This window comes from Candidatus Amarolinea aalborgensis, assembly GCF_900491745.1.
Classification (GTDB): domain Bacteria; phylum Chloroflexota; class Anaerolineae; order SSC4; family Amarolineaceae; genus Amarolinea; species Amarolinea aalborgensis.
Genome location: NZ_UETR01000003.1, coordinates 117,819 through 140,572 on the forward strand (window position 1 = coordinate 117,819; position 22,754 = coordinate 140,572).

At 62.5% G+C, this 22,754-nt stretch carries 18 protein-coding genes and 1 pseudogene; 18 read left to right on the forward strand and 1 reads right to left on the reverse strand.

Going from position 1 to position 22,754, the window contains the following annotated elements; translation table 11 throughout:
- The first annotated feature begins 185 nt into the window (after positions 1–185).
- From ACPQ6D_RS05290 to ACPQ6D_RS05375, 18 genes and pseudogenes are all read left to right on the forward strand, one after another.
- Complete coding sequence (locus ACPQ6D_RS05290; protein WP_423223260.1) at positions 186–1,361, forward strand: Kelch repeat-containing protein; 1,176 nt, start codon at positions 186–188, stop codon at positions 1,359–1,361.
- 150 nt (positions 1,362–1,511) lie between these two features.
- Positions 1,512–3,221, forward strand: a complete 1,710-nt coding sequence (locus tag ACPQ6D_RS05295) for a DUF2207 domain-containing protein (protein ID WP_423223261.1) — start codon at positions 1,512–1,514, stop codon at positions 3,219–3,221.
- 16 nt (positions 3,222–3,237) lie between these two features.
- Entirely contained in the window at positions 3,238–3,975 is a 738-nt protein-coding gene (locus ACPQ6D_RS05300) for a carboxypeptidase-like regulatory domain-containing protein (protein WP_423223262.1), read from the forward strand.
- A 177-nt stretch (positions 3,976–4,152) separates the two neighbouring features.
- Positions 4,153–6,126, forward strand: coding sequence for an APC family permease (locus tag ACPQ6D_RS05305; protein WP_423223263.1), 1,974 nt, complete (start codon positions 4,153–4,155; stop codon positions 6,124–6,126).
- A complete protein-coding gene (locus ACPQ6D_RS05310) occupies positions 6,123–6,782 on the forward strand; it encodes a potassium channel family protein (protein WP_423223264.1) in 660 nt (219 codons plus the stop codon). Before ACPQ6D_RS05305 ends, ACPQ6D_RS05310 begins: the two co-directional genes overlap by 4 nt.
- A 1-nt stretch (position 6,783) precedes the next feature.
- Complete coding sequence (locus tag ACPQ6D_RS05315) at positions 6,784–7,476, forward strand: potassium channel family protein (protein ID WP_423223265.1); 693 nt, start codon at positions 6,784–6,786, stop codon at positions 7,474–7,476.
- Positions 7,477–7,544: 68 nt separating this feature from the next.
- Positions 7,545–10,529, forward strand: coding sequence for a beta-galactosidase (locus ACPQ6D_RS05320; protein WP_423223266.1), 2,985 nt, complete (start codon positions 7,545–7,547; stop codon positions 10,527–10,529).
- Between the two features lie 16 nt (positions 10,530–10,545).
- Positions 10,546–11,718, forward strand: a complete 1,173-nt coding sequence (locus tag ACPQ6D_RS05325; RefSeq protein WP_423223267.1) for a YhfC family glutamic-type intramembrane protease — start codon at positions 10,546–10,548, stop codon at positions 11,716–11,718.
- Between the two features lie 210 nt (positions 11,719–11,928).
- Entirely contained in the window at positions 11,929–13,557 is a 1,629-nt protein-coding gene (locus ACPQ6D_RS05330) for an amino acid permease (protein ID WP_423223268.1), read from the forward strand.
- 185 nt (positions 13,558–13,742) lie between these two features.
- Entirely contained in the window at positions 13,743–15,191 is a 1,449-nt protein-coding gene (locus ACPQ6D_RS05335) for an ethanolamine ammonia-lyase reactivating factor EutA (protein ID WP_423223269.1), read from the forward strand.
- A gap of 100 nt (positions 15,192–15,291) precedes the next feature.
- Positions 15,292–16,668, forward strand: a complete 1,377-nt coding sequence (locus tag ACPQ6D_RS05340) for an ethanolamine ammonia-lyase subunit EutB (protein ID WP_423223270.1) — start codon at positions 15,292–15,294, stop codon at positions 16,666–16,668.
- Between the two features lie 194 nt (positions 16,669–16,862).
- Entirely contained in the window at positions 16,863–17,771 is a 909-nt protein-coding gene (gene eutC, locus ACPQ6D_RS05345) for an ethanolamine ammonia-lyase subunit EutC (RefSeq protein ID WP_423223271.1), read from the forward strand.
- 13 nt (positions 17,772–17,784) lie between these two features.
- Complete coding sequence (gene eutL / locus ACPQ6D_RS05350) at positions 17,785–18,441, forward strand: ethanolamine utilization microcompartment protein EutL (protein ID WP_423223272.1); 657 nt, start codon at positions 17,785–17,787, stop codon at positions 18,439–18,441.
- Between the two features lie 43 nt (positions 18,442–18,484).
- A complete protein-coding gene (gene eutM / locus ACPQ6D_RS05355; RefSeq protein WP_423223499.1) occupies positions 18,485–18,790 on the forward strand; it encodes an ethanolamine utilization microcompartment protein EutM in 306 nt (101 codons plus the stop codon).
- Between the two features lie 21 nt (positions 18,791–18,811).
- Positions 18,812–19,420: a cupin domain-containing protein gene (locus ACPQ6D_RS05360; protein WP_423223273.1), complete on the forward strand. Its 609-nt coding sequence runs from the start codon at positions 18,812–18,814 to the stop codon at positions 19,418–19,420.
- A 3-nt stretch (positions 19,421–19,423) separates the two neighbouring features.
- Entirely contained in the window at positions 19,424–20,248 is an 825-nt protein-coding gene (gene eutJ / locus ACPQ6D_RS05365) for an ethanolamine utilization protein EutJ (protein WP_423223274.1), read from the forward strand.
- Between the two features lie 26 nt (positions 20,249–20,274).
- Positions 20,275–20,556: a hypothetical protein gene (locus tag ACPQ6D_RS05370; protein WP_423223275.1), complete on the forward strand. Its 282-nt coding sequence runs from the start codon at positions 20,275–20,277 to the stop codon at positions 20,554–20,556.
- 5 nt (positions 20,557–20,561) lie between these two features.
- Positions 20,562–20,852 (forward strand): annotated as a pseudogene (locus ACPQ6D_RS05375) (HigA family addiction module antitoxin); the annotation flags it as partial.
- Positions 20,853–20,972: 120 nt separating this feature from the next.
- On the opposite strand, the gene abc-f reads toward ACPQ6D_RS05375, so the two are convergent.
- The gene (abc-f, locus tag ACPQ6D_RS05380) at positions 20,973–22,628 is read right to left on the reverse strand and encodes a ribosomal protection-like ABC-F family protein (RefSeq protein WP_423223276.1); all 1,656 of its coding nucleotides are present in this window, start codon (positions 22,626–22,628) and stop codon (positions 20,973–20,975) included.
- Between the last annotated feature and the right edge of the window lie 126 nt (positions 22,629–22,754).

Below are 22,754 nucleotides of genomic sequence, written 5' to 3' on the forward strand. Positions count from 1 at the left end.
TTCGTAACACAATCGGACGTGCCTGGACTACGCAGTAGATTCATCGCTGCCAGGAGGCACGTCCGATGCGTTTGACTTTGCTTCATGTTGTGTGCGTAACCCTTGTTGCTGTTGTTGGTTCTATCGTGCGGCCCAGCGCCCCTTTACGGGCCGCGCCCCCATTCGCTGCCGCCCCCACCGATTGCATGGCCTTCGCATCTTCCCTGCGCTGGTACCAAATTCCAGTGCAGGGTGTGCGGCCAGCCGCGCGGCGCGACGCCGCGCTCGCGTACGACGGCGCGCGCCAGCGCCTGATTCTCTTTGGCGGCCGCAACAGCGCTCCTCTCGATGACACCTGGGCTTTTGACCTGGTGGCGCGCGCCTGGCAGCCGCTGGCGACCGGCGCGGTCACCAGGCCGCCCGCGCGCTTCAGCATGGTGGCCGCGCACGATAGGGATCACAACCGCTTGCTCGTCACCACCGGTCAAGGCAGCAGCGCCCAATTCTTCAACGACGTTTGGAGCTTCGATCTTCTCAGCAACACCTGGACCCAGGTAATCGCACAGGGGGCCGCGCCGCCCATCCGCTACGGATCCGCAGGCGGATCTGCAAACGCTGGCGCAGCCGCGCTCTACCTGAGTCACGGTTTCACCGACCAGGGGCGCTTCGATGACACCTGGACGTTCGACCTCACGACCCAACAATGGACGAACGTGACGCCCACAGGCCCCTTGCCACTCAGACGCTGCCTGCACGCCGGCGCATTGACCGCCAGCGATACGCTCGTGATTTTTGGCGGCTGCGCCTCCGGCTTCGGCCCCTGCCCTCTCAACGACACCTGGCGCTTCAACGTGAGCACTGCCAATTGGACGCAGCTGGCAACGCAGGGCGCCACGCCGGCCGCGCGCTATTTCCCCGGCCTGGCCGCGATCAACACCTGCCAGCAGGCCGTGCTCTTCGGAGGCCACACCACGGGCGCTGACCTGAATGACGCCTGGCTGCTCGATGCCAGCGCCGGCGCCTGGAGCCCACTCACACCGCAAGGCGCGGCCCCTGCGGCACGCCAGAGTCACAGCATGGCCTGGCTGGCGCAGTTCGGCGAAATCTCCGGTCGCAGCGCGGTGGCCGTCTTTGGCGGCGCCAGCGCCAGCGACAATCTGAACGACCTGTGGGTGCTGCTGCCCGCGGTCACGTGCTATGATTTTGTCGCGCCGGTTGGTGTGGGCATCGAGGATGTGACCCTGATTGCCGATCACTGGGGCCAGACGGCCAGTCACTCGCAATGGGATCCCGGGTTTGATGCCAACGGTGATGGTCAGGTGGAGATCAGCGACGTGATGCAGGTGGCCGCAGCGTGGATGAGTCACTGCACCTCATCCTGACAGCACGCCATGCCCACCCCGTGGTCAGTCGTTATCGGCAGATTGTCAGGCATAAATGCTGGCGACTGTGATATAATGTCCCGTGTCCGACAATTGCCGCCGCATGACGGCGCGGCTGACCTTCCCCCATCATCATCCGTGGAGAAACGTATGCGAATCCGTTTGCCGATCTCTGTCATCGCTATTCTCATCGGTTTGTTGACCCTTCCCAGTATCGTATCGGGCGCCAAATCGTACAGCGCCGATCGCTTCGATGTGGATGTGGCCGTTCAGGACGATGGTTCCCTGCTCGTCACCGAGACGGTCATCTTCCGCTTCAACGGCGGCCCTTTCACCTATGTCTTTCGCGATCTTCCCACCGACCACACCGATGGCGTGACCGTGGTGAGCGCCAGCATGGACGACCAGACGCTGCCTCCTGGTAAGGACGCCGGTCAGGTGGAGATTCGCGGCCGTAATCCGATCAAAGTGCGCTGGCATTTTGCCCCCACGTCCGATAGCTCACACACCTTTGTCCTGGTCTATCGGGCGCTGGGCGTGATTCGCGTGAATCCGGAGGCCGATGTGCTGGCCTGGCAGGCGTTGCCAGACGATTACGACTATCCGATTGCCTCCAGCACGATCACGGTGACGTATCCTAAAGCCGTTCAGCGCATCGCTGCGCCCCGCCTGCGCGCCGGCGATGCCAGTGTGGAAACGAGCGCTGGCCAGGTGCGCTTCGTGGCGCAGAACCTGAAACCGAAATCACCCTTTGTACTTGAACTAAGCTTTGCGCCGGGCAGCGTGATCACGCAGCCCCCACAGTGGCAGGCGCGCGCCGCAGAGGCGAACCGGGTTGCGCCTACCCTGGGCCTGTTCACCGCGGCGCTGACTCTGCTGGGACTGGGAGGCGTCGCGGCTTACCTGCGGCGCTACAGCCGTCCAACCTCATCAACGGCCGCTGTTGTGCGTCCGACAACGCCTCCCAGCCGCTTGCCTCCAGCCATCGCCGGCGTGATCGGCAGCTCAGCCGCCGCCGCGTCGGGGTGGAATCAAGCCCTGGCTGCGCTCTTCGACCTGGCCGCACGCGGCGCCTTGCGCTTCGAAGAAGCGCCAGACAAGAAATGGTATCGCCAGCATGACTTCATCGTGCAGCGGCAGGGTCAGCCCGCCGGCCTGCGGCCGCACGAGCAGGCTGCGCTCGACCTGGTGTTCAGCCACCAGGGCCAGATGTTGACCAGCGTCAAGCTCTCGGACCTGCAAAATCGCCTGACCTCGCGGCTAGGGGAATTCAACAAGGCGATCGAGCAGGAAATGCAGGACTTGGGCTTGCTTGATCCGGCGCGGCGCCAGGTCAAGCGGTCGCTCGGCATTGCGGCCGCGCTGCTCTTCGGGCTGCTCATCGTTGGCTTGGCCCTGGGCGTCCTGATCGCCGTCAACACGGGGCTGTGGCCTGTCCTTCTGCTGCTGATCGCTGTCTTTAGCATGAGCATGGCGCTCTTCATCGCCTCTGCCGGCTTCTCACCCTTGTCTGAGGCCGGCATGGTGGAACATCAGCAGTGGAAGGCATTTGGCGACTACTTGCGCGAGGTGGTCAAAGGACGTGAATTATTCAGCGAGGCCGCCACGTCTTCCATGTTTGAGGCGAACCTGCCCTTTGCCGCGGGCCTGGGGCTGTTGGATCGCTGGGTGAAGTTCTTCCAGAAAGAGGGCGCCCTGACCATACCGACCTGGTTCAGCTCGTTGTCGAGAGCAGGCGACGGCAGCGAGATTGCCATTTTCGCCACCATGATGCACTCGGCGGGCAGCGTCGGCGGCGACGCCAGCGGCGCGGGCGCGGGCGCTGGGGCAGCGGGCGGCGGCGCCAGCGGCGCGGGGTGAAAGGAGAGTCAATTCTATGCGAGAAAACCATGTGGTTCGCTTGTTGATGACGCTGGTCGTCACTTTGTCTGTGTTGACGGCCTGCGCGCCGGTTGCATCTGATGCCACGCGCGCGGTTCCGCCGCTGCCTCCCACCAACACGGCCCAGCCGCTGCCTTCCTACGCCCTTCCCGCGCAGGCGCACCTGGCGCAGGCGCTAGGCGCGCCGCTCGAACAGGTGGTCGTCAAGGAGATTCAGCCCACGCAATGGCCCAATTCCTGCCTGGGCGTCATACGCACCGACGATGTTTGCCTGGAGGTGATCACGCCAGGGTATCGCATTGTCTTCGGCACACCGCAGGGCGACTACACCTACCACACCGATCAGACCGGACAGAAATTCCGCGCCGCCGAGCCGCCGCCGACAGGGACGCCCACGCTGGCCGTGACGCCCGGGGTCATCAAGCCGGGGGAAAGCGGCATCGAGGGAATTGTGACCATCAGTCCGACGTGCGGCGGGCCGGTGCGCCCTGGACAGGATTGCACGGCTCCGTACCAGGCTGTGATCACCGTGCTTGATGCGGCCAACAAGACTGTCGTTCAGGCGACAAGCGATGCGCAGGGACGTTTTCGCCTGCCGCTGCCGCCAGGCGTATACACGCTGCGACCAGAAAGGCCCAAGCCGGGGATCGCAACCGCCGCGGATGTCACCGTGACCGTCGAAGCGGGTCGCGTGACTCCCGTTGAGATCACGTACGATAGCGGCCTGCGCTGACGCTTGTTCATTTCGCGCTTACGCGCAATCTGAGTATAATCTAGGTAGAGTGACAGAGTGGCGCTGCCACATGAAGCCCGGGCGGCGCCATAGCCTACCCACGGCGGATGTGCATCAACAGGCGCCTGCACAGCCAGGCGCCTGTTTTGATTCAAATGAAGATTGCTGAGTAATTCGATGCCGATCATTGAGGACAATACAAGAACAACCGTGCTGCACCGTCCAGCCATATACACCCCTCCGCGGTCCTGGCGCACATGGTTGTTTGGCACGCCTCTCGCCACAGCGGAGGCTCCCCACCAAACGATCAGCAAACGCATTGGCCTGGCCATTTTTGCTTCAGACGCGCTATCGTCCACGGCCTACGCAACCCAAGAGATCCTGGTCATTTTGGCGGCCGCTGGAACGGCGGCGTTCGGCTATGCCTTCCCGATTTCCCTCGCCATTGTGGCCCTCTTGGCTATCGTTACCCTGTCTTACGAGCAAACGATCCATGCGTATCCTGGCGGCGGCGGCGCGTATATCGTCTCGCGCGACAACCTGGGCGAACTGCCGGCCCAGATTGCCGGCGCGGCCTTGCTGACAGACTATATCCTCACGGTGGCGGTCTCGGTTTCCTCTGGGGTGGCTCAAATCGTCTCCGCGTTCCCTGCGTTTTTTGAATATCGGGCCTATCTCGCTGTTGGGCTGGTCTTTTTCGTCATGCTGGTCAACCTGCGTGGAATCAAGGAGTCGGGGGCGGCCTTTGCCATCCCATCCTATTTCTTCTTGGCGATGATGGTAATCACCATAGGCTCGGCGTTGATTCGTTATCTGACTGGCACCCTGGGCGCTGTGATTGATCCGCCTCCGATTGAGATGCTGCACGAGGCCCAGGCGTTGAGTCTATTCTTGATCTTGCACGCGTTCTCCAGCGGCACCACGGCGTTGACCGGCGTCGAGGCCATTTCCAACGGCACCATGTCATTCAAGGAGCCGCGCAGCCGCAACGCCGGCATCACCCTGATGTGGATGGCTGGCATCCTGGGCACGCTATTCCTGGCGATCACCTTCTTTGCCGGCCAGATTGGCGCCGTGCCATCTGAGATCGAGACTGTCATTTCACAATTTGCCCGCACGGCACATGGCGGGGAGGGCATCCTTTACCTGGCGACCATCGCTGCCACGACGGTCATCTTGATCATGGCGACCAACACATCCTTTGCTGGTTTTCCCAGCCTGAGCGCGCTGTTGGCCGTAGATGGGTTTGTTCCACGCCAACTGGCGTTCCGCGGCAGCCGCCTGGTCTACTCCAACGGGATTATCGCGTTGGCGGTGATCGCCTCCATACTGATTTTCGTTTTCAATGCCAGCGTCACGGGCCTTATCCCGCTCTACGCGATTGGCGTTTTCCTTTCCTTCACCCTGTCGCAGGCGGGCATGGCGCGGCGTTGGTTCAAAATTGGCCGCCTGGCGCCTGGACAAGCGGTGCAAGAGCGCGGCTCGTTGCTGCGCTCCGACCCGCGCTGGGCTCTGAAGATGACAGTCAACAGTTTTGGCGCCCTCTGCACGGCGATCGTGATGTTGGTATTCTGCATCACCAAGTTCCAGGACGGCGCCTGGTTAGTGCTCATCCTCATTCCCGCCTTGGTCGTTCTGTTCATGCGTATCAGCCATCACTACCGCGATCTGGCCCAGCGCCTGTCGCTGGATCACTATGCCGCGCAGCCCACCACCAAACGTCACCGCGTGATTTTGCCAGTGAGCAGCGTGCATCGCGGCACCCTGACCGCGCTCCGGTATGCGCGTACACTCTCGAACGACATTACCGCCGTCCACGTTTGTGTTGACCCTGAAGCCCTGGCGAAGGTGAAGCAAAAATGGGAGGTATGGGGCGGCGGCGTGCGTTTGCAGATCATTGATTCTCCCTATCGGCTGTTGATTGAGCCGATGATGGATTACATTGCCAGCGTGGCCGAACTGCGTCAGCCCAATGAAATCATCACGGTCGTTGTCCCTCAGTTCATTCCGCGACACAGGTGGCAGAATTTGCTTCATACCCAAACGGCGTGGCTCCTACGCCTGGCGTTCCTTTCACAGCCGGGCATCGTGATTACCGATGTCCCCTATCAATTGGACCAGGACGATCCTAGTCCTAGCGAGGCAACATGAATGTGATTGTGGTTGGTTGTGGCCGCATGGGCGCTGAGCTCGCCTACCGGCTCTACCAGAATAGACACGAGATCACGGTCATTGATCAGGTTGGCGAGGCATTCCAGAATTTGCCGCCTGATTTCCGCGGCCGTATGTTAGAAGGCGACGTGCTCTCAAGCGATATGCTGCATCGAGCTGGCCTGGGCACGGCCCAGGCCCTGGCGGCCGTAACGAGCGCGGACACGATCAACGCGGTGGTGGGGCACGTAGCGCGCACCGTTTATCACATCCGCAATGTGGTGGTGCGCAACTTCGACCCGCGCTATCGCCCCATGCACGAGGCCTTTGGCCTGCAGATCGTCAGTTCCAGCAGTTGGGGCGCTCAGCGCATGGAAGAAATGCTGGCGCCAGGCGCGCTGCACACCGTTTTTTCAGCCGGCAACGGCGAGATCGAAGTCTACGAAATGCTCGTGCATGCAGGCTGGGACGGCCATACGCTGCAAGCGGCGGTGCCAACCGGCCAATGCCTCGTGATCTCCCTGACTCGCGCGGGCCGCGCGCTCCAGCCCACCCCGGACACGCTGCTGCGCGCGGGCGACATCTTGCACTTGAGCGCGGATCAAACTGGCATCGAAGCGGTGCGTCAACGCCTGGTCGCACTGGGGGAGAAATAACATGTTCGTTGTCATTGTCGGTGGCGGACGCACCGGCACTCAGTTAGCCACCCTGCTGCTCGCCCAGAACCACGACGTGCGCGTGGTTGAAAGTCGTTCCGAAATTTTGGCTCGCATCCACCGCGAGCTGCCAACCGAAACCATTTACGAGGGAAACACGACTGACCCCAACGTGCTTGAGCAGGCTGGGATCAAGACCGCTGATGTGGTGGCGGCGGTGACAAACAACGATGCGGATAACCTGGCCATCTGCTTCCTGGCGCGTTCACGCTACAAGGTGGGGCGCACCATCGCTCGCGTGAACAATCCCCGTTCGGCCTGGCTCTTCGACCAGAAGTTCCACGTAGACGTGGCCTTGAACGCCGCCGAGATCCTTTCCGGCTTGATCGAAGAGGAAATGTCGCTGGGCGATATGATGACGTTGCTCAAACTGCGCCGCGGCAACTACGCCATCGTGGAGCAAAAGGTGCCGGCCGGCGCCAAGGGATTGGGCATCGCCTTAAAAGACCTGGCGCTGCCGGAGCAGTGCATCATCGCGGCCATTGTGCGCCAGGGTGAAATCGTCTTGCCGCGGGGCATCACCGCCTTCGAAGTGGGCGATGAGGTCTTGGCGGTCACCGACTCGCAGGGCGCCCAGCAGCTGGCTGAACTGTTGTCCGCACCCGGCAACGGCGGCAGCAAACGCCCAGCATAGCCGAACGCTGAAGTCGTAATGCTGAGCGCTGACTAGGGAACGGCCAGCATTGGCTAAAGGTCAACCACATGGCTCACATCGCCTGTACGCGTGAGGGCATCACGCTTGACGAGCAGCCCTTCTACCTCTTGGCGGGCCAGGTTCACTACTTCCGCTATCCCCCGGCGGAGTGGCGGCCTCTCCTGTTGACCGCACGCGCAGCCGGGCTGAACACGATTGATTTTGTTATTCCCTGGAACCTGCACGAGCCGCAGGAGGGCCATTTCGATTTCAGCGATTTGGCCGATCTCCCGGCCTTCATAGATTTGTGCCATGACCTGGGTCTCAAGGTGATTGCTCGCCCCGGCCCTTACATCTGCGCGGAATGGGAAAACGGCGGCATTCCAGCCTGGCTGGCCGCTGTCCCCTCCATCGCCTACCGCCTGGACAATCCGGCCTTCCTCGCCGCCACCCTGCGCTGGTTCGACGTTTTGATTCCTTTGCTGGCTGCACGCCAGGCAGACCGCGGCGGCCCGATCATTCTGGTGCAGATCGAAAACGAGCATTGGGCGTCCGGCGTCTATGGGCACGATGCGCACCAGGCCACTCTGGCGCAGGCGCTGGCCGCGCGGGGCATCACCGTTCCGCTCTACACCTGCATGGGCGCCATGCCGGGCGTGGCCGAGTTTCGCAATGGCTGGACTGGCCTGGATCGCAAGCTGCAGGCGACGCGCCGCGCGTGGGCGGATAATCCGATGATCGTCAGTGAGCTGTGGAGCGGCTGGTTCGACAACTGGGGCGCCAGTCGCCACAACGGCAAGTCGCCAGCCGGCCTCGACGCACGCTTGCACGAACTAACCGCGGTAGGCGCCAGCGGCCTCAGCCATTGGATGTGGGCCGGCGGCACCAATTTTGCCTTTTGGGGCGGCCGCACCGTGGGCGGCGACACGGTGCATATGACCACCTCGTACGATTACGATGCGCCAGTGACGGAATACGGGGGACTGACAGCCAAATACTTCGTCGCCCGACGCCATCACCTGTTCCTCAGCACTCTGGGCGCTGCGCTGGCGCCGCTCCTGGCCGATGCGGCGTTCGGCGGGCCGCGTGTCCTGGGCGCCAAAGCTGTGGCCGGCCGCGCCGGCGGCGGCGGTGAACCGCTGTGCAGCGTGCGCCATGGCCATTTTGCCGCCGCCTACCTGCGCAACGAGTCAGCCGATCGCCAGGTCTACCAGCTGTTCGACAAACCGGTTGATCCGGGCGGCAGCGCAGTTCACCTGGCGGTCGAGGTCGAAGCCTTCTCACTCAAGCCGGTCTTCATGAACCTGCCCCTGGCTGACAGCGGGCTGCGGCTGCGCTTTCACACCGGACGTATCCTCGGTTTCTGGCATTGGCCCGCGGCCGATGTGCTCGTGATCTACGGTTTCCCGGGCGAGGTTGGCAGCCTGAGCGTAGAAGCCATGACAGATCTCCAACCCCAGGCATTGGATGATGGAGGTCGCCCGGCGGTGCGTTTGGAATGGCAGGAAGAGACGCCCAGCGCCAGCGGTCGGGTCGTTGGCAGCGAGCTTCAGGTCGCCTATTGGTTGCGCGCCGCGCCGGGCGTGGCGCGGGCGAGGATCCACCGCGCCGGCGCGGCGCCGCGCGACCTGCTGATTCTGCTCCTGACCCAGGCCTACGCCGAACGCTGCTGGCCGATCGGAGACCTGGGCTTCTTGCTCGGCCCGCATCTGGTCAACGAGTTTCGGGTGGACGCCGCGGGCGCGCTCTCCATCCAACTCGACGGCCGCGGCGTCGAGCCGTGGTATTGGGTGGACGCGGATGGGCGTCTGCTGGAAATCAAGCAGCCAACATCTGAAGCCCCAGCGCATGCGTCTGCGCTACACGCACCGGTACTTCAGGCGTGGGAGACGCTCCCTGTGGCAGAATTGGAAGCCAATGTTGGTTGGCAGGCGTTGGACGATCTACAGCGGGATCGGCCCAACGCGCACGGCTATGCCTGGTACCGCGCCCGTTTCACCGCGCAGCAGCCGCCCGGCCTCACTACCCTGGCCGCGCCGGGTCTGGCTGACCGCGGCCATCTGTTCGTGGATGGCGCGTTCATCGGCGCGCTCGGCGTGGGGCCGCACGGGCCGACCTTAGCCGTGCCATGGACCTTGACGCCGGGTGAGCACGACCTGCGCGTGCTCGTGGATGACCTGGGACGCTTCAATTACGGCAGCGGCCTGGGTGAAATCAAAGGCCTGACCGACACGCTGTATCTGGGCGGAGAGCAGACCGACATCACAACCGGCTGGACGGCGCTCTGGCAAGAGGCTGCTTTTGCGGGCGAAGCCCTGGCCAACGCCCGGCCCGCGCATGTGCGGCCGGACGCGGCCAACGTCAACCTGGCTGCTTTCGCCCCGCCGGAGGGGGCCGGCAGTGAACTGTGGCTCCTGCGCGACCTGCCCATACCAACTGGGAAACGAGCTTTGCTCTACGTGACCGGCGACCGCAACCCTGGCGGCCTGTTTATCAACGGCGCGCCGCTCATCCGCTTCAGTCGTCATTTTGGCGGCGGTTTTTTCAAATTCGACATTAGTCAGCACTTGCGTGCAGACGGCGCTAACGTGATTGCGCTGCATATCCGCGATTATGCCGGACACCCGTGGCGCGCGTGGCTGCTGACCTTCGACGCCGACCAGGCGCTGGACGCCGCGTGGGAGTTTCGCCCTGGCGTCAGTCCCATGGCCATGCCGCTCGATCATCAACCACCGCCGCGGCCCGCATTTTTCCGTTGTCACTTCGCTTATGATCCGGCCTTGCACGGCATGGGCCCGTTCAAACTGAGCCTGGGCGGACTGCGCAAGGGACAGTTGTGGCTCAATGGCCGCAACCTGGGTCGTTATTGGCAAATCGGCCCGCAGGAATTCTACAAAGCGCCGGTTTCCTGGCTGACCGCCGTCAACGAGCTGTTGGTCTTCGAAGAAGAACAAGGCTCGCCGGCTGGCGTGCGCTTGTGGGTGGATGAGCTGGGACAGGCTGCGCCGCAGGAACTTCTGCTGAACCGAGCCGCCCTGCCCCAGGGAGATTGACCCGGAGGAGGATCCATTGGCCGCGCCGCGCATCCGATCTATTTCGTTCGGGTTGAGCGTTTGCCTGCTGCTCGCCGGCGTGTTGATGGGCTGCAGCCGTGCATCCAATGGCTCCAATCCTGTCACGCCAGGCGCCAGCATGAACGGCCCTCTTTTCGAGCGCACAGCCGCGGGTCGCGACTTCCCCTTCACCGTCACCGTCGCCCAGGCCGCGGACCCCATCGGTATTGATGCACGCGGCGTCCTGGTGTCCGGCGGCGTGCGCGTGCAGCTGCTGGACGCCGGCGGGCAGCCGGTATGGCAGCAGCTTGTGACCGCGCCTGGCCCCTTTGTCATCAACACGGTCGTGCGGCCGTCGCAAGCCGGCGCCTACCAGCTCGGGTGGCAATGGGATGAGCCGCTGATCATCAACAACTACTCCCTACAATGGAAGCCAGGCCCCATCGCCGCCTCCGGCCTGACGCCGTTGATGCTGTTAGGGCCGCTGGGCATGCTGGCCGTAGCGGCCGGCTTTATCGTCTACGCCGTGCGGCGCACGCACGAGTGGCGCTATTTGATCTTTGGCGGCGTCTGCTGGGCCGTGGCGGTTGCGCTCAAGGTTGCTTGGGCCGTTCCCATCAATCCATCCATCTACCGCGCGCTTCATGCCTGGCCGCTCGGCGACTGGCTTCTCTATCTGTATGTCGGCGCGCTGACCGGCGTCTTCGAAGTGGCGCTGGTCTGGCTGCTCTTGCGCTTCACGCGCCTGGGCCAAGTGGCCTGGCCACGGGTGCTCGCCTTTGGCATCGGCTTCGGCGCGCTGGAGGCGCTGCTGCTCGGCTTGAGCGGCCTCGGCAGCGTGTTGGCGATCGTGCTGGCGCCCGAGCTCGTGCCGCCCAGCCTGAGCGCCAGCCTGACCGGCGTGACGGGTTTGGTCAACGGCCTGGCGGCCGGCTGGGAACGCTTCTTCACCGTGCTCGTTCATCTCTTCAGCAACGCCCTTCTGTTCTACGGCGTCCAGCGCCGCCAGCAGCGTTGGTTCTGGCTGGCCTTTGTGTTCAAGAGCCTGATGGATGCTGTCGCTGCCTGGGGCCAGGTAACCGGCCTCGATGTGCCGAAGACGTTGTTCATCGAAGCCATCGTTGCGGCCTGGGGCATCCTGGCCTGGCGCGGCGCCGGTTGGGTGCAATCTCGCATGGCCTCCGCCTGATACGTCTTCCCGCAATCTACAGCGCCGCATCTCGGTCAATTACGTCACGCGGACTTGGGTTTTCTCTGTCAGCGGGTTGACTGCACGTTTTTTGCATTTCCCTAGAATCGCCATTATAATGCGCACCTTCCACGCACGCCCGTCTTTTTTCCGTACAACCGCATAACCGTGTGTCGCCTCCCCCGTCACCAGAGGAAAGGAGCAGAACTCATGGCTAACAAGGGTAAGTCGCGCGAAGAAATGATCCGCGAGGACATGCGCGACCTGCACAGAATGGGTTACGCGCAGCAGTTGTTCCGCGAGATGGGAGGCTTCTCCAATTTCGCCATCTCATTTTCCATCATTTCCATTTTGACCGGCGCGATTCTCCTCTTTGGCTACGGCTTGCAGTTTGCCGGCCCCATCATCAACACCTTCGGCTGGCCCCTCGTCAGTTTCTTCACGATTTGCATCGCCGCCTCCATGGCCGAACTCGCCTCCGCCTATCCCACAGCGGGCGGCCTCTATTTCTGGGCGCATCGCCTCGGCGGCTTCAAATGGGCCTGGGTCACCGCCTGGTTCAACATGCTTGGGCAGATCATGATCACGGCCGGCATTGATTTTGCCGCCGCCATCTACATCGCCGGCGCGTTCAATCGCCTGTTCGGCACGACGATTGACACCACCAACACCATGACGATGGTCGTCGTGATGATGGTCATCATGATTCCGCAGGTGCTGATCAATATCTTCGGCATCAAGCTGACCGCGCGTTTGAGCGATTTCAGCGTCTACTGGCATATCGGCGGCGTTCTCATGATCGCGCTGCTCCTGACCTTTTTTGGCAAGCATACGCAGCCGCTCAGCTTCCTCTTCCAGGGTGTGACCACCGTGCAGCCGGCCGGCTTGACTGACACTTTTGCGGCTGGCCCGTTTAGCTTCAACTCACTCATGATGAAAATACCGGGCATGACCGGACTATATGCCGGCGGCGGCATTGCCCTGGCGTTCGTGCTTGGCCTCCTGCAGGCGCAGTGGACTTACACCGGCTATGACGCCTCGGCGCACGTGGCCGAAGAGACGGTCATGGCTCGCCTCAACAGCGCCTGGGGCGTCTTTCTCTCCGTTGCCGTCTCGTTTGTCGTTGGCTATGTCATGCTGCTCATCCTGACGCTGCACATCCCCGGCGGCGACATTGCCAAGACCGTGGACGCGGCCAACAGTCCGGCCGTGCTCTACATCGTCTACGAGAATTTCGACACTGTCTTCTTCGGCCATATCATCGCCATCATCATCGGCGTCGCGATGTGGCTGTGCGGCCTCTCTTCCATCACCAGCATGAGCCGCATGTGGTTTGCCTTTGCTCGTGATGATGGCATGCCTGGCTATCGCCTGATCAAACAGATCCATCCCACGCTGCGCACGCCGGTCTGGTCCATCGTCATCACCTGCATCCTCGCCGTGCTGCTCACGGTCTGGTCCGCGCTGTACACCGTGGTGGTGGCCGTCAGCACAACGGCGCTCTATGTCGCCTACGGCCTGCCGATCTACCTGAACCTGCGCAACAAACTGCGCAAGCAGGGCGAGTTCACCACGCCCAAAACAGCCCCCTGGAGCCTGAGGAACTGGGGTATTCTGATCAACGTGCTGGCTATTGCCTGGATCGTGTTCATCACCATCCTGTTCTCGATCCCGCCGAACGAGCTGGCCGGCTGGTCCATCATCCTGGTGGCGTTGTTCATGCTCATCTACTGGCAGGTGGACGCCAAACACCGCTTCAAAGGCCCCTCCCCGACGGACGAAGCCGAGCTGCGCAAGATCGAGGCTGACCTGGCGGCGGCCGCGCACGGGCAGTCCTAAGCCCAGCCGGCTGCATTCACCCTTGCGCCGCCAGCCCTCCATCGCCCGGCCTGTGCAGCGTCAGCGTGGAAGAAAGGACGCTGCACAGCCGGCGGCATGGGTCAGGCCACTGAGGCCGGCCCATTTGAGCCAATGAACCCAAGACCCCCGTTTGTTCTTGAGTCTGGAATTCAAAGTGAACCGTCATGACTGAAAGCTCCCGTACGATGCTCAGCGTGGGGTTGGACGTGGGCACCACCACGACCCAAATCGTCTTTTCGCGCCTGACGCTGGCCAACGTGGCCCGCGCCGCACAGGCGCCGCGCGTGGGGATTACCGCCAAAGAGGTGCTCTACCAAAGCCCGGTCACGTTGACCCCGCTGGCTGACGCGGACACGATTGATGTTGACCGCCTGACCGCGCTGGTCAAGGCGGAATATGCCCGCGCCGGCGTTGATCCGCGCCAGGTGGAGACCGGCGCGGTCATCATCACGGGCGAAACGGCCAAGAAAAAGAACGCCGAGCAAATCCTGCACGCGCTGGGCGGGCTGGCCGGCGAATTTGTCGTCACCGTCGCCGGGCCGCACCTGGAATCGTTGATTGCCGGCCGCGGCGCAGGCGCGGCCGCGTATTCGCAGAAACACTTCTGCCGGGTGACGAACGTGGACATCGGCGGCGGCAGCGCTAATTCGGCTACGTTCCACGCGGGCGAGGCCGTGGCCGCGGCCGCCATGAACTACGGTGGGCGGATCATCGAGATCGAACGACGCACTGGGCGCATCCGCCACCTGGCGCAGCCGGCCCTGGCCGTTCTCGCACACCTGGGTCTCAATCTGCGCCTGGGCGACGCGCCAACCCTTGAACAGCTCCGCCGCTTCACCGACTGCCTTGCCGATCTCACCATCGAACTGATCGAAGGCGCGTCATCATCGCTGGCCCGCCAGCTCTATCTGACCCCGCCGGCGGCCATCTCTGGCCAGGGTACGATTCTGATGCTTTCGGGCGGCATCGGCTATTATTTCTACCATCCCATTCCCATTCACAGCGTCAGCGATGCGGCCGTGCACGACGATATCGGCCCGCTGCTGGCTGAATCTCTGCGGCGCCACCCTGGCATCCTGGCCTATGAGGTGGTGCAGCCAGCCGAAACCCTGCGCGCCACGGTGTTGGGCGCCAGCTCGCAAACCGTTACTCTCTCTGGCTCGACGATCTGGGCCGAACGCGACATTTTGCCGCTGCGCAACGTGCCGGTGATTCGACCTGATCTGGACGTCACGCCAGACCTGGCCGCGGTTGGGATTGCCGCCGCCGTTCTGAGCGCGCTGCGCCGTTGGGACGTCAATCTCGCCAGCGATGACTTCGCCGTGGCATTTGATCTTCAGCGCGCTTTGGATTATACTCTGCTCTTGAAGCTCGCCGCCGGCCTGGCTGAATTCTCTCGTTCTCTGCCCGATGGCCGGCCGCTCGTCATCATTATCGGCCGCGACTACGCCCAGGCCCTGGGCCAAACGATCAAAGCGATGATCCCGCAGCGCCCGCTGCTCGTGATTGACCAGGTTGGCTTGAGCGAAGGCGATTACATTGACATCGGCGCCCCTCTGATGGACGGCCGCGTGGTGCCGCTCAGCGTAAAGACGTTGGTTTTTTATCATTGATGGTTCGACCGAGCCTGCGCGCAGTCGGCTTCAGGCCGACTGAACAATGGTTGCAGCGGCTTCAACCGCGTGCATCCGGCAGACCAGAAAAGGAGTGAGGATGCTCCTGCGCACCAAACTGTTTGGCAAAACCTATGAATTCCCCGACATTCGCCTCCTCATGGGCAAGGCGAATGAGGAAAAATCAGGCGATCGCCTGGCCGGGGTAGGCGCAGAGACCGCCGCCGAACGCATGGCCGCGCGCTATGTCCTGGCCGAAGTCCCGTTGTGGGTGCTGCATGATACGCCGGCCGTGCCGTACGCGGATGATGAAGTCACCCGCGTGATCCAGGACGGCGTCAATCAGACGATCTACCGCGAGATCAAGGACTGGAGCGTAGGTCAGTTCCGAGAATGGCTGCTGGCCGACACCACCGACGGCGCCATGATCCGCCGCATTTCCCAGGGCCTCACGGCCGAGATGATTGCCGGCGTGACCAAGCTGATGTCCAACCTCGACCTCGTTTACGCCGCCAGCAAGATTCGGGTGACCGCGCACTGCAACAACACGATCGGCATGCCTGGCACCCTCGCCAGCCGCAATCAGCCCAACCATCCCACCGATTCGCCCGAAGGCATCCGCGCTGAAATTTACGAGGGCCTCGCCTTTGGCTCCGGCGATTCGGTCATCGGCATCAATCCGGTGGACGACTCCTACGCCAGTGTGGCCCGCCTGCTCGACATGACCTACGACATCATCCAAACCTGGCAGATTCCGACGCAAAACTGCGTGCTGGCGCACGTCACCACGCAGATGAAATGCCTGGAGGCCGGCTCGCCCGTCGGCCTGATTTTTCAATCGCTGGCTGGATCGCAGCGCGGCAACGAGTCATTTGGCATCTCAGTCCCACTGTTGGATGAAGCGTATGCCCTGGCGCGCAAGCACTGCTTCACGGCCGGGCCGAGCTACATGTACTTCGAGACGGGCCAGGGATCGGAGCTGTCGGCTGACGCGCACCACGGCTGGGATCAGCTGGTGATGGAAGCCCGCTGTTATGGCCTGGCCAAGCGCTATCAGCCGTTCCAGGTCAACACCGTGGTGGGCTTCATCGGGCCGGAATATCTCTACGACGCCCGCCAGATTCAGCGCGCCGGGCTGGAAGACCATTTCATGGGCAAGCTGACCGGCATCCCCATGGGCTGCGACGCCTGTTATACCAATCATGCGCGCGCGGATCAAAACGCGATCGAGAACCTGGCTGTCATGCTGACAGCTGCGGGCTGTAACTATTTCATGGGCGTTCCGATGGGCGATGACTCGATGCTCTCCTATCAGTGCACGAGTTACCACGACGCGCCGACCCTGCGCCAGCTTTTCAAGCTGCGCCCCAATCCAGAGTTCGAGGCCTGGATGGAGCAGTTGGGCTTGATGTGCAACGGCCGCCTGACCGAAAAGGCCGGCGATCCGTCGTTTTTCTTGCAACGGCGCGCGGCCTAAGCGCAAAATACAAAGTGTAAAGTACAGAGTGCATTTTGTGTTCAGTAGCGGACACTTGTGACGAGCGGTGACAGCGGTAAGTTCGGTTCAGCGATCTCCGGTCTCCGGTCTCCGGTCTCCGGTCTCCGGTCTCCGGTCTCCGATCTCTGATCTCCGGTCTCTGATCTCCAATCCCCGATCTCCGGGAGAAAACGATGGATGAAGCGAAACTCAATGCGATAATCGAATCAGTGCTGAAGGAACTGACTGCGGCCGGGGCGATCCAGGCGCCGGCGCGGGGCGGCGCTGATGGGACTGCGCCGGCCGGCGACCCGTGGGCGCGCGTGACCATTGACCTGCCCGATCCCACCACGCCGGACATGCGTATGCGTCCACAGGTCAAGGCGCCTTATGATGCAGACGGACTGAAGGCGCTGATGGCAGCTACGACCGCGCGCATCGGCGTAGGTCGGGCCGGGCCGCGCTATACGACGCAATCGCTCTTGCTCTTTCAAGCCGATCACGCCGTGACGCAAGATGCGCTCTACCGGAATGTGGATCAGCGTTTGCTCGACGACCTGGGGCTGTTCACCGTGCAGACGCAGATCACGGGCGGCAAGCAGGAGTATCTGCTGCGCCCTGACCTGGGCCGGTTGTTGACTGAGGATGCCAAACGAACGCTCGCCGAGCGCTGCGTCAAAGGCGCCAACGTGCAAGTTGTAATCGGCGATGGTCTGAGCGCCGCGGCTGTGGAAGCCAACGTGCGCCAGATGTTCCCAGTGCTCAAGCAGGGCGTGCAGGCCGCGGGGTTGACCTTTGGCACGCCGTTCTTCATTCAATACTGCCGCGTCGGCGTCCTCAATGACATCGGCGAGGTGCTCAAACCCGATGTGGTGGTCCTGCTGATCGGCGAACGTCCGGGTCTGGGCCGCGCCGAAAGCATGAGCGCCTACATGGCTTTTCGCCCCAAGACCGGCGACACCGACGCCGATCGCGACGTGGTTTGCAATATCTTCGAAAATGGCGGCACCAACCCGCTGGAAGCTGGCGCGTTCGTCGTTCAGATTGCGCAGAAGATGCTCAAACACCAGGCGTCTGGCGTGAAACTCAAGTTGATGAAGTAGAACGGGAGCAACCATGGGAATTCTCGATCCATTGTATGCAACGCCTCTGGCGGTGAGGATGATCCCCAATGTAGACCGCGGGCTGGCGGAGCAGTTGGGCCTGCGGCCAGAGCAGCGCTCGCTCGGCTTGATCACGGCCGATAACGATGACGCGACCTACGTGGCAATTGACGAGGCCACGAAGATGGCCGAGGTTGAGGTAGTGTACGCTCATTCCTTCTATGCCGGGGCCAAACATGCGTCGGGCAAACTGTCAGGCGAAATCATCGCTGTGCTGGCCGGGGCCAATCCGGCCGAGGTGCGCGCCGGCCTGCAGGCGGCTGTGCAGTTCATGAAGAATGAGGCCATCTGGTACTCAGCCAATGAGGACGCCTCGATTGCCTTTTTCCCGCACGTGATTTCCCGCACGGGCTCCTACCTGTCAAAGGTGTGCAGCATCGCCGAGGGCGAACCGCTCGCCTACCTGGTGGCGCCGCCCATCGAAGGCGTCATTGCCCTTGACGCGGCGCTGAAGGCCGCGGCCGTGCGCATCGTGGCTTATACCGCGCCACCTTCGGAGACGAATTATATGGGCGCCATGCTGACCGGCGACCAACCCGCTTGCAAAGCCGCGGCCATGGCCTTTCGCGACGCCGTGTTGGAAGTGGCCGCCAACCCCCTGAAATACTGATTCTAATTAGACATAACTTACGGGAGATACACCTATGCCAGACATTGCAATGATTGCCTTAGGCATGATCGAAACCAAAGGACTGGTTTCGGCCATCGAAGCGGCCGACGCCATGGTCAAAGCCGCGAACGTCACCCTGATCGGTTCTGAGTTTATCGGCGGAGGCTACGTCACCGTGATGGTGCGTGGGGACGTGGGCGCGGTCAAAGCCGCCACCGATGCCGGCGCGGCGGCCGCGCAGCGCGTTGGCGAACTCGTTTCTGTGCACGTCATCCCGCGGCCGCACAGCGACGTTGAAATGATCCTGCCGCAGAAGGGCAAAGGCACGATGCCCGCGCGCGGGAAGTAGGCGTAAAACAAGGAACGCTGAATGCTGAACGCTGAGTGGAGATCATGCTCCACGTTCAGCATTCAGCGTTCTGTATTCACCATTTACCGGGGTTGCGCCATGCGCCAGGTTTTTACGGCTGCCGACATTCGAAAATTGCGCCAGCAGGGCACGCGCGTGCTGGTGCTCGCCCAGGCTGACTTGATCTCGCCGGAGGCGTTGGACGTTGCGCGCGAGGCTGGAATCGAGGTTCATCGTCCTGGCGCCGCGCCCGCCGCGCCGCCAAGCCCCGTCGCCCTGCCGCCGCTCAAGGCGGTGACGCGCGGCAGCATCAGCCTGCAGCCCTTTGGCGAAGGGCTGGCGACGCCAGGCGCTGATGTCCGCTTGAAGGATGTCATCACCAGCGATGATCGCACCCCGATGGCGGTGGGTTACATGAGCCTGGAGCGCGGCGAGTTTCCCTGGACGCTGACCTACGACGAGATTGACATTGTCCTGGAAGGCGAACTGGTCATTACGCGCGGCGCTGAAGTCGTACGTGGTCGGCCGGGCGATGTCATCTTCATCCCCAAGGGTTCCAGCATTACCTTCGGTACGCCCAGCTCCACTCGTTTTGTTTACGTGACCTACCCGGCAGACTGGAACAAGTAGCGCATGAATCCCAGCCTGCACGCGTTACTCAAGCAGACCGACGCCGTGATGAGCGCGCATCCCCCACGGCTGCGCGGCCGGCCAACCCACGTCGGCGTTGACCTGGGTACGGCTTATACCGTGCTCGTGGTGTTGAACGAAGCGCAGCAACCCCTGGCCGGCGCCTACCAGTTTGCGCAGGTTGTGCGCGATGGCCTGGTGGTTGATTTCCACGGCGCCATCAGTTTGCTACAGCGCCTTAAAAAGCAAGTTGAGCAGCGCCTGGGCGTTGAACTAACGCATGCCGCGTCCGGCTTTCCGCCGGGCGTGCCGCGCAGCGAAGTGCGAGCCACGGCCAATGTGCTGATTGCCGCTGGGCTCGAGTGCACTGATCTGATTGACGAGCCATCCGCGGCCAACAACGTCCTGCAGATTCGCGACGGCGCTATCGTAGATGTGGGCGGCGGGACTACCGGCATCGCGATCGTCAAGCACGGCCAGGTCATCTACACGGCCGACGAGCCGACCGGCGGCACGCATTTTTCCCTGGTCCTGGCTGGCGGGTTGGGGTTGACCTTCGAGCAGGCCGAAGAACTCAAGAAAAATCCACGCGAACAGGCGCGGCTCTTTCCGGTCCTGCGACCGGTGATGGAGAAGGTGGGCAGCATTGTGCGCCGTCACGTGGCCGGCCATGCCGTGGACACGCTCTACCTGGTGGGCGGCACGTGCGCCTACCCCGGGATGGCGCAGGTGATTGAAGAGTACACCGGCATCAAGACGCTGCTTCCCGGCAACCCGCTGTTCATCACCCCGCTCGGCATTGCCATGCACGATCGGGCCGATCGTTAGGCGCTTTTCTCCTGCGCGAGGAACCTATGCCCAAGAAATTCTTGACCGAACGCGACATTGATACCCTGCATGCGCAGGGTGTGACCCACCTGGATGTAGACGCCAACACGGTCCTCACCGCCTTGGCCCAGGATCGAATGCAGAAGCTCGGCATGGGCATCAATCGGGTGAGTGCCGCCCCAACCCCTATGCCGATCGCTCCCGATCTGCCCGCGCAGGTCAAAACCGCCGTCCTGGCGCGCCTGGGCGACCAGGTGGATGCCGCCCTGCTCGATGCCATCATTGCCCGTGTTCTCGCGCGAACGTAGCGGTTGTGAAAGAGTTAAAATTGGCTCCTGTGCATCCGGGTGAGGTTCTGAGCGAGGAGTTCCTGGTACCGTTGCACCTGACAGCGGATCAATTGGCGCTCGCTATTCACGTGTCAGTACGCCGCGTCCAGGAAATCATTCTGGGAAAACGTGCGATAACTGCCGATATTGCGCTGCGCCTGGCCCGGTATTTCGGCACTTCAGCCCATTTTTGGTTTGGATTGCAGATGGATTACGATCTCGACGTGGCTGAAGATGAACTGGATGACCGCATCGAACGGGATGTCAAGGTGCTCGAAAGAGGCTCAACCTCGAAATCAGGAGAAAGCGGTGTCATAGTCCTCAGAGAGAGGGCAGACGATTCCGATTTCCGATCTCCGACTTCCGATCTCTAGTCCCCGGTCTCCGGTCTCGGATCATCTTTTCACCCGCTGCTTGGTTTCCAGGTAATCAGTGTACCCGCCCGTGTAGTTCACCAACACGCCCTGGTCTGGATCCAGTTCTACGATGCGATCTACCGTCTGATCCAGAAAATAGCGGTCATGCGAAATGATGAGAACCGTGCCGTTGAAGTCGTCCAGCGCCTTCTCCAGCACCTCGCAGGAGGCGATGTCCAGGTTGTTCGTCGGTTCGTCCAGCAGCAGGAAGTTGGGCTGCTGCAGCATCAGCAGCGCCATCTGCAAGCGGCTGCGCTCGCCGCCGCTCAGACTGCCGACGGTCTGTTCATTCGCGCGCTTCCACTCGAAGAGGAACTGGGTCAGGAATGCCGCGGCTTCGCGCTGATACATCGGCTTGACCTCACGCACCATCTCCACCAGCGTCTTGCTGTAGTCCAGGCTCTGGTGTTCCTGGGTGTAGACGCCCATCTTGACGCTGGGCCCGATTTTGACCACGCCGCTGGTTGGTTGCAGCGCGCCGATGATGCAGCGAAACAGCACGCTCTTGCCCGCGCCGTTGGGGCCGACCAAGCCCACGCGTTCGCCGTGCCACAAGAGGAGATTGGCCCCGGCCAGCACCAACTCATCATCGAACGCCTTGACCAGATCAATGATCTCCAGCACCTTGCTCGACCCGCGCCAGCCTTCCAGCTCCAGGCCCATCGGCCGCTGCTCAACCACTGCATCCACTTTATCCATGCGTTCGATCTGGCGACGCTTGTTGCGCGCCTGCACCACGTGGCGTCGGTTGGACGCACGCGGATCAACCTGGCTGGCCCACAGTTCCATGCGCGCAATGGCGGCTTCCAGGCGGCTGATTTCCTTCTGCTGCGCGGCGTGCATCTGCGCCTGGCGCAGGCGCCGCAGCTCCCGCTCGACGACATAGGCTGTGTAGTTGCCGACGTAAAAATCGAGCTTGCCGCCTTCCAGTTCCACGATGCTGTCCGCAACCTCATCCAGCAGGTAGCGGTCGTGCGAGACGATGACGACTGCGCCAGGGTAGCCGCGGATGAATTTCTCCAGGAACGCCTTGCCGGCCAGGTCAAGGTGATTGTCCGGCTCATCCAGCAGCAGGCAGCTCGGCCGGTTGACAGCCAGCTTCGCCAGCGCCAGCAGCTTCTTCTGGCCGCCGCTCAAGACGCCAGTGGGCAAATCGAAATCGGCGTCGCTGAATCCCAACTGACGCAGGGTCGCCTTGACAGTGTTGTCATATTGCAGCCCGCCGGCCTCGGTGTAAGCGGCCAATAGGCGTTGCTGCTGCTCCAGGGCGCGTGTGAGCGCCCGCTCATCACTGTAGACGGCCGCGTTGCCCAGGTCTTTGGCGATTCTTTCCAGGTCCGCTTCGATGCCGGCCAGGCGGCCGGAGGCGGTCATAGCCTCGGCCAGGACGCTGCGCACCGGGTCGAGGCGCACCTCTTGCGGCAGATAACCGATGCGGGTGCCCTTGGCTGTCACCACGAAGCCGGCCGCCGGCGTCAGCTCCCCGGTCAGCAATTTGAGAATGGTGCTTTTGCCCGCGCCATTGGGGCCGACAAAGCCAAGCCGTGCATCGTCCGCGATGGCCCAACTCAGGTTTTGCACCCCAGGGCCGTCGGGGTGGGTGTAGGAGACGTTATCGAGTCGTAGAATGATCATGATGTATGGTGGCGCGGATTATAGCAATCCCGGTGGTTAGCGTCAAACACGAACGCGCCCCGTGCAGTCTGGCGTAGTGGCTTGCGATGACGCAACATGGAGCCAGGCATGCAGTTGGCGCGCACA

Coding starts and splice junctions, on each gene's coding strand:
- ACPQ6D_RS05310 (WP_423223264.1), top strand. CDS start 6,123: ATGAATGTGATTGTGGTTGGTTGTGGCCGCATGGGCGCTGAGCTCGCC.
- ACPQ6D_RS05360 (WP_423223273.1), top strand. CDS start 18,812: ATGCTGAACGCTGAGTGGAGATCATGCTCCACGTTCAGCATTCAGCGT.
- eutJ (WP_423223274.1), top strand. CDS start 19,424: ATGAATCCCAGCCTGCACGCGTTACTCAAGCAGACCGACGCCGTGATG.
- ACPQ6D_RS05340 (WP_423223270.1), top strand. CDS start 15,292: ATGCTCCTGCGCACCAAACTGTTTGGCAAAACCTATGAATTCCCCGAC.
- ACPQ6D_RS05295 (WP_423223261.1), top strand. CDS start 1,512: ATGCGAATCCGTTTGCCGATCTCTGTCATCGCTATTCTCATCGGTTTG.
- eutC (WP_423223271.1), top strand. CDS start 16,863: ATGGATGAAGCGAAACTCAATGCGATAATCGAATCAGTGCTGAAGGAA.
- ACPQ6D_RS05315 (WP_423223265.1), top strand. CDS start 6,784: ATGTTCGTTGTCATTGTCGGTGGCGGACGCACCGGCACTCAGTTAGCC.
- ACPQ6D_RS05320 (WP_423223266.1), top strand. CDS start 7,545: ATGGCTCACATCGCCTGTACGCGTGAGGGCATCACGCTTGACGAGCAG.
- eutL (WP_423223272.1), top strand. CDS start 17,785: ATGGGAATTCTCGATCCATTGTATGCAACGCCTCTGGCGGTGAGGATG.
- ACPQ6D_RS05370 (WP_423223275.1), top strand. CDS start 20,275: ATGCCCAAGAAATTCTTGACCGAACGCGACATTGATACCCTGCATGCG.
- ACPQ6D_RS05330 (WP_423223268.1), top strand. CDS start 11,929: ATGGCTAACAAGGGTAAGTCGCGCGAAGAAATGATCCGCGAGGACATG.
- ACPQ6D_RS05305 (WP_423223263.1), top strand. CDS start 4,153: ATGCCGATCATTGAGGACAATACAAGAACAACCGTGCTGCACCGTCCA.
- ACPQ6D_RS05335 (WP_423223269.1), top strand. CDS start 13,743: ATGACTGAAAGCTCCCGTACGATGCTCAGCGTGGGGTTGGACGTGGGC.
- abc-f (WP_423223276.1), bottom strand. CDS start 22,628: ATGATCATTCTACGACTCGATAACGTCTCCTACACCCACCCCGACGGC.
- ACPQ6D_RS05290 (WP_423223260.1), top strand. CDS start 186: ATGGCCTTCGCATCTTCCCTGCGCTGGTACCAAATTCCAGTGCAGGGT.
- ACPQ6D_RS05300 (WP_423223262.1), top strand. CDS start 3,238: ATGCGAGAAAACCATGTGGTTCGCTTGTTGATGACGCTGGTCGTCACT.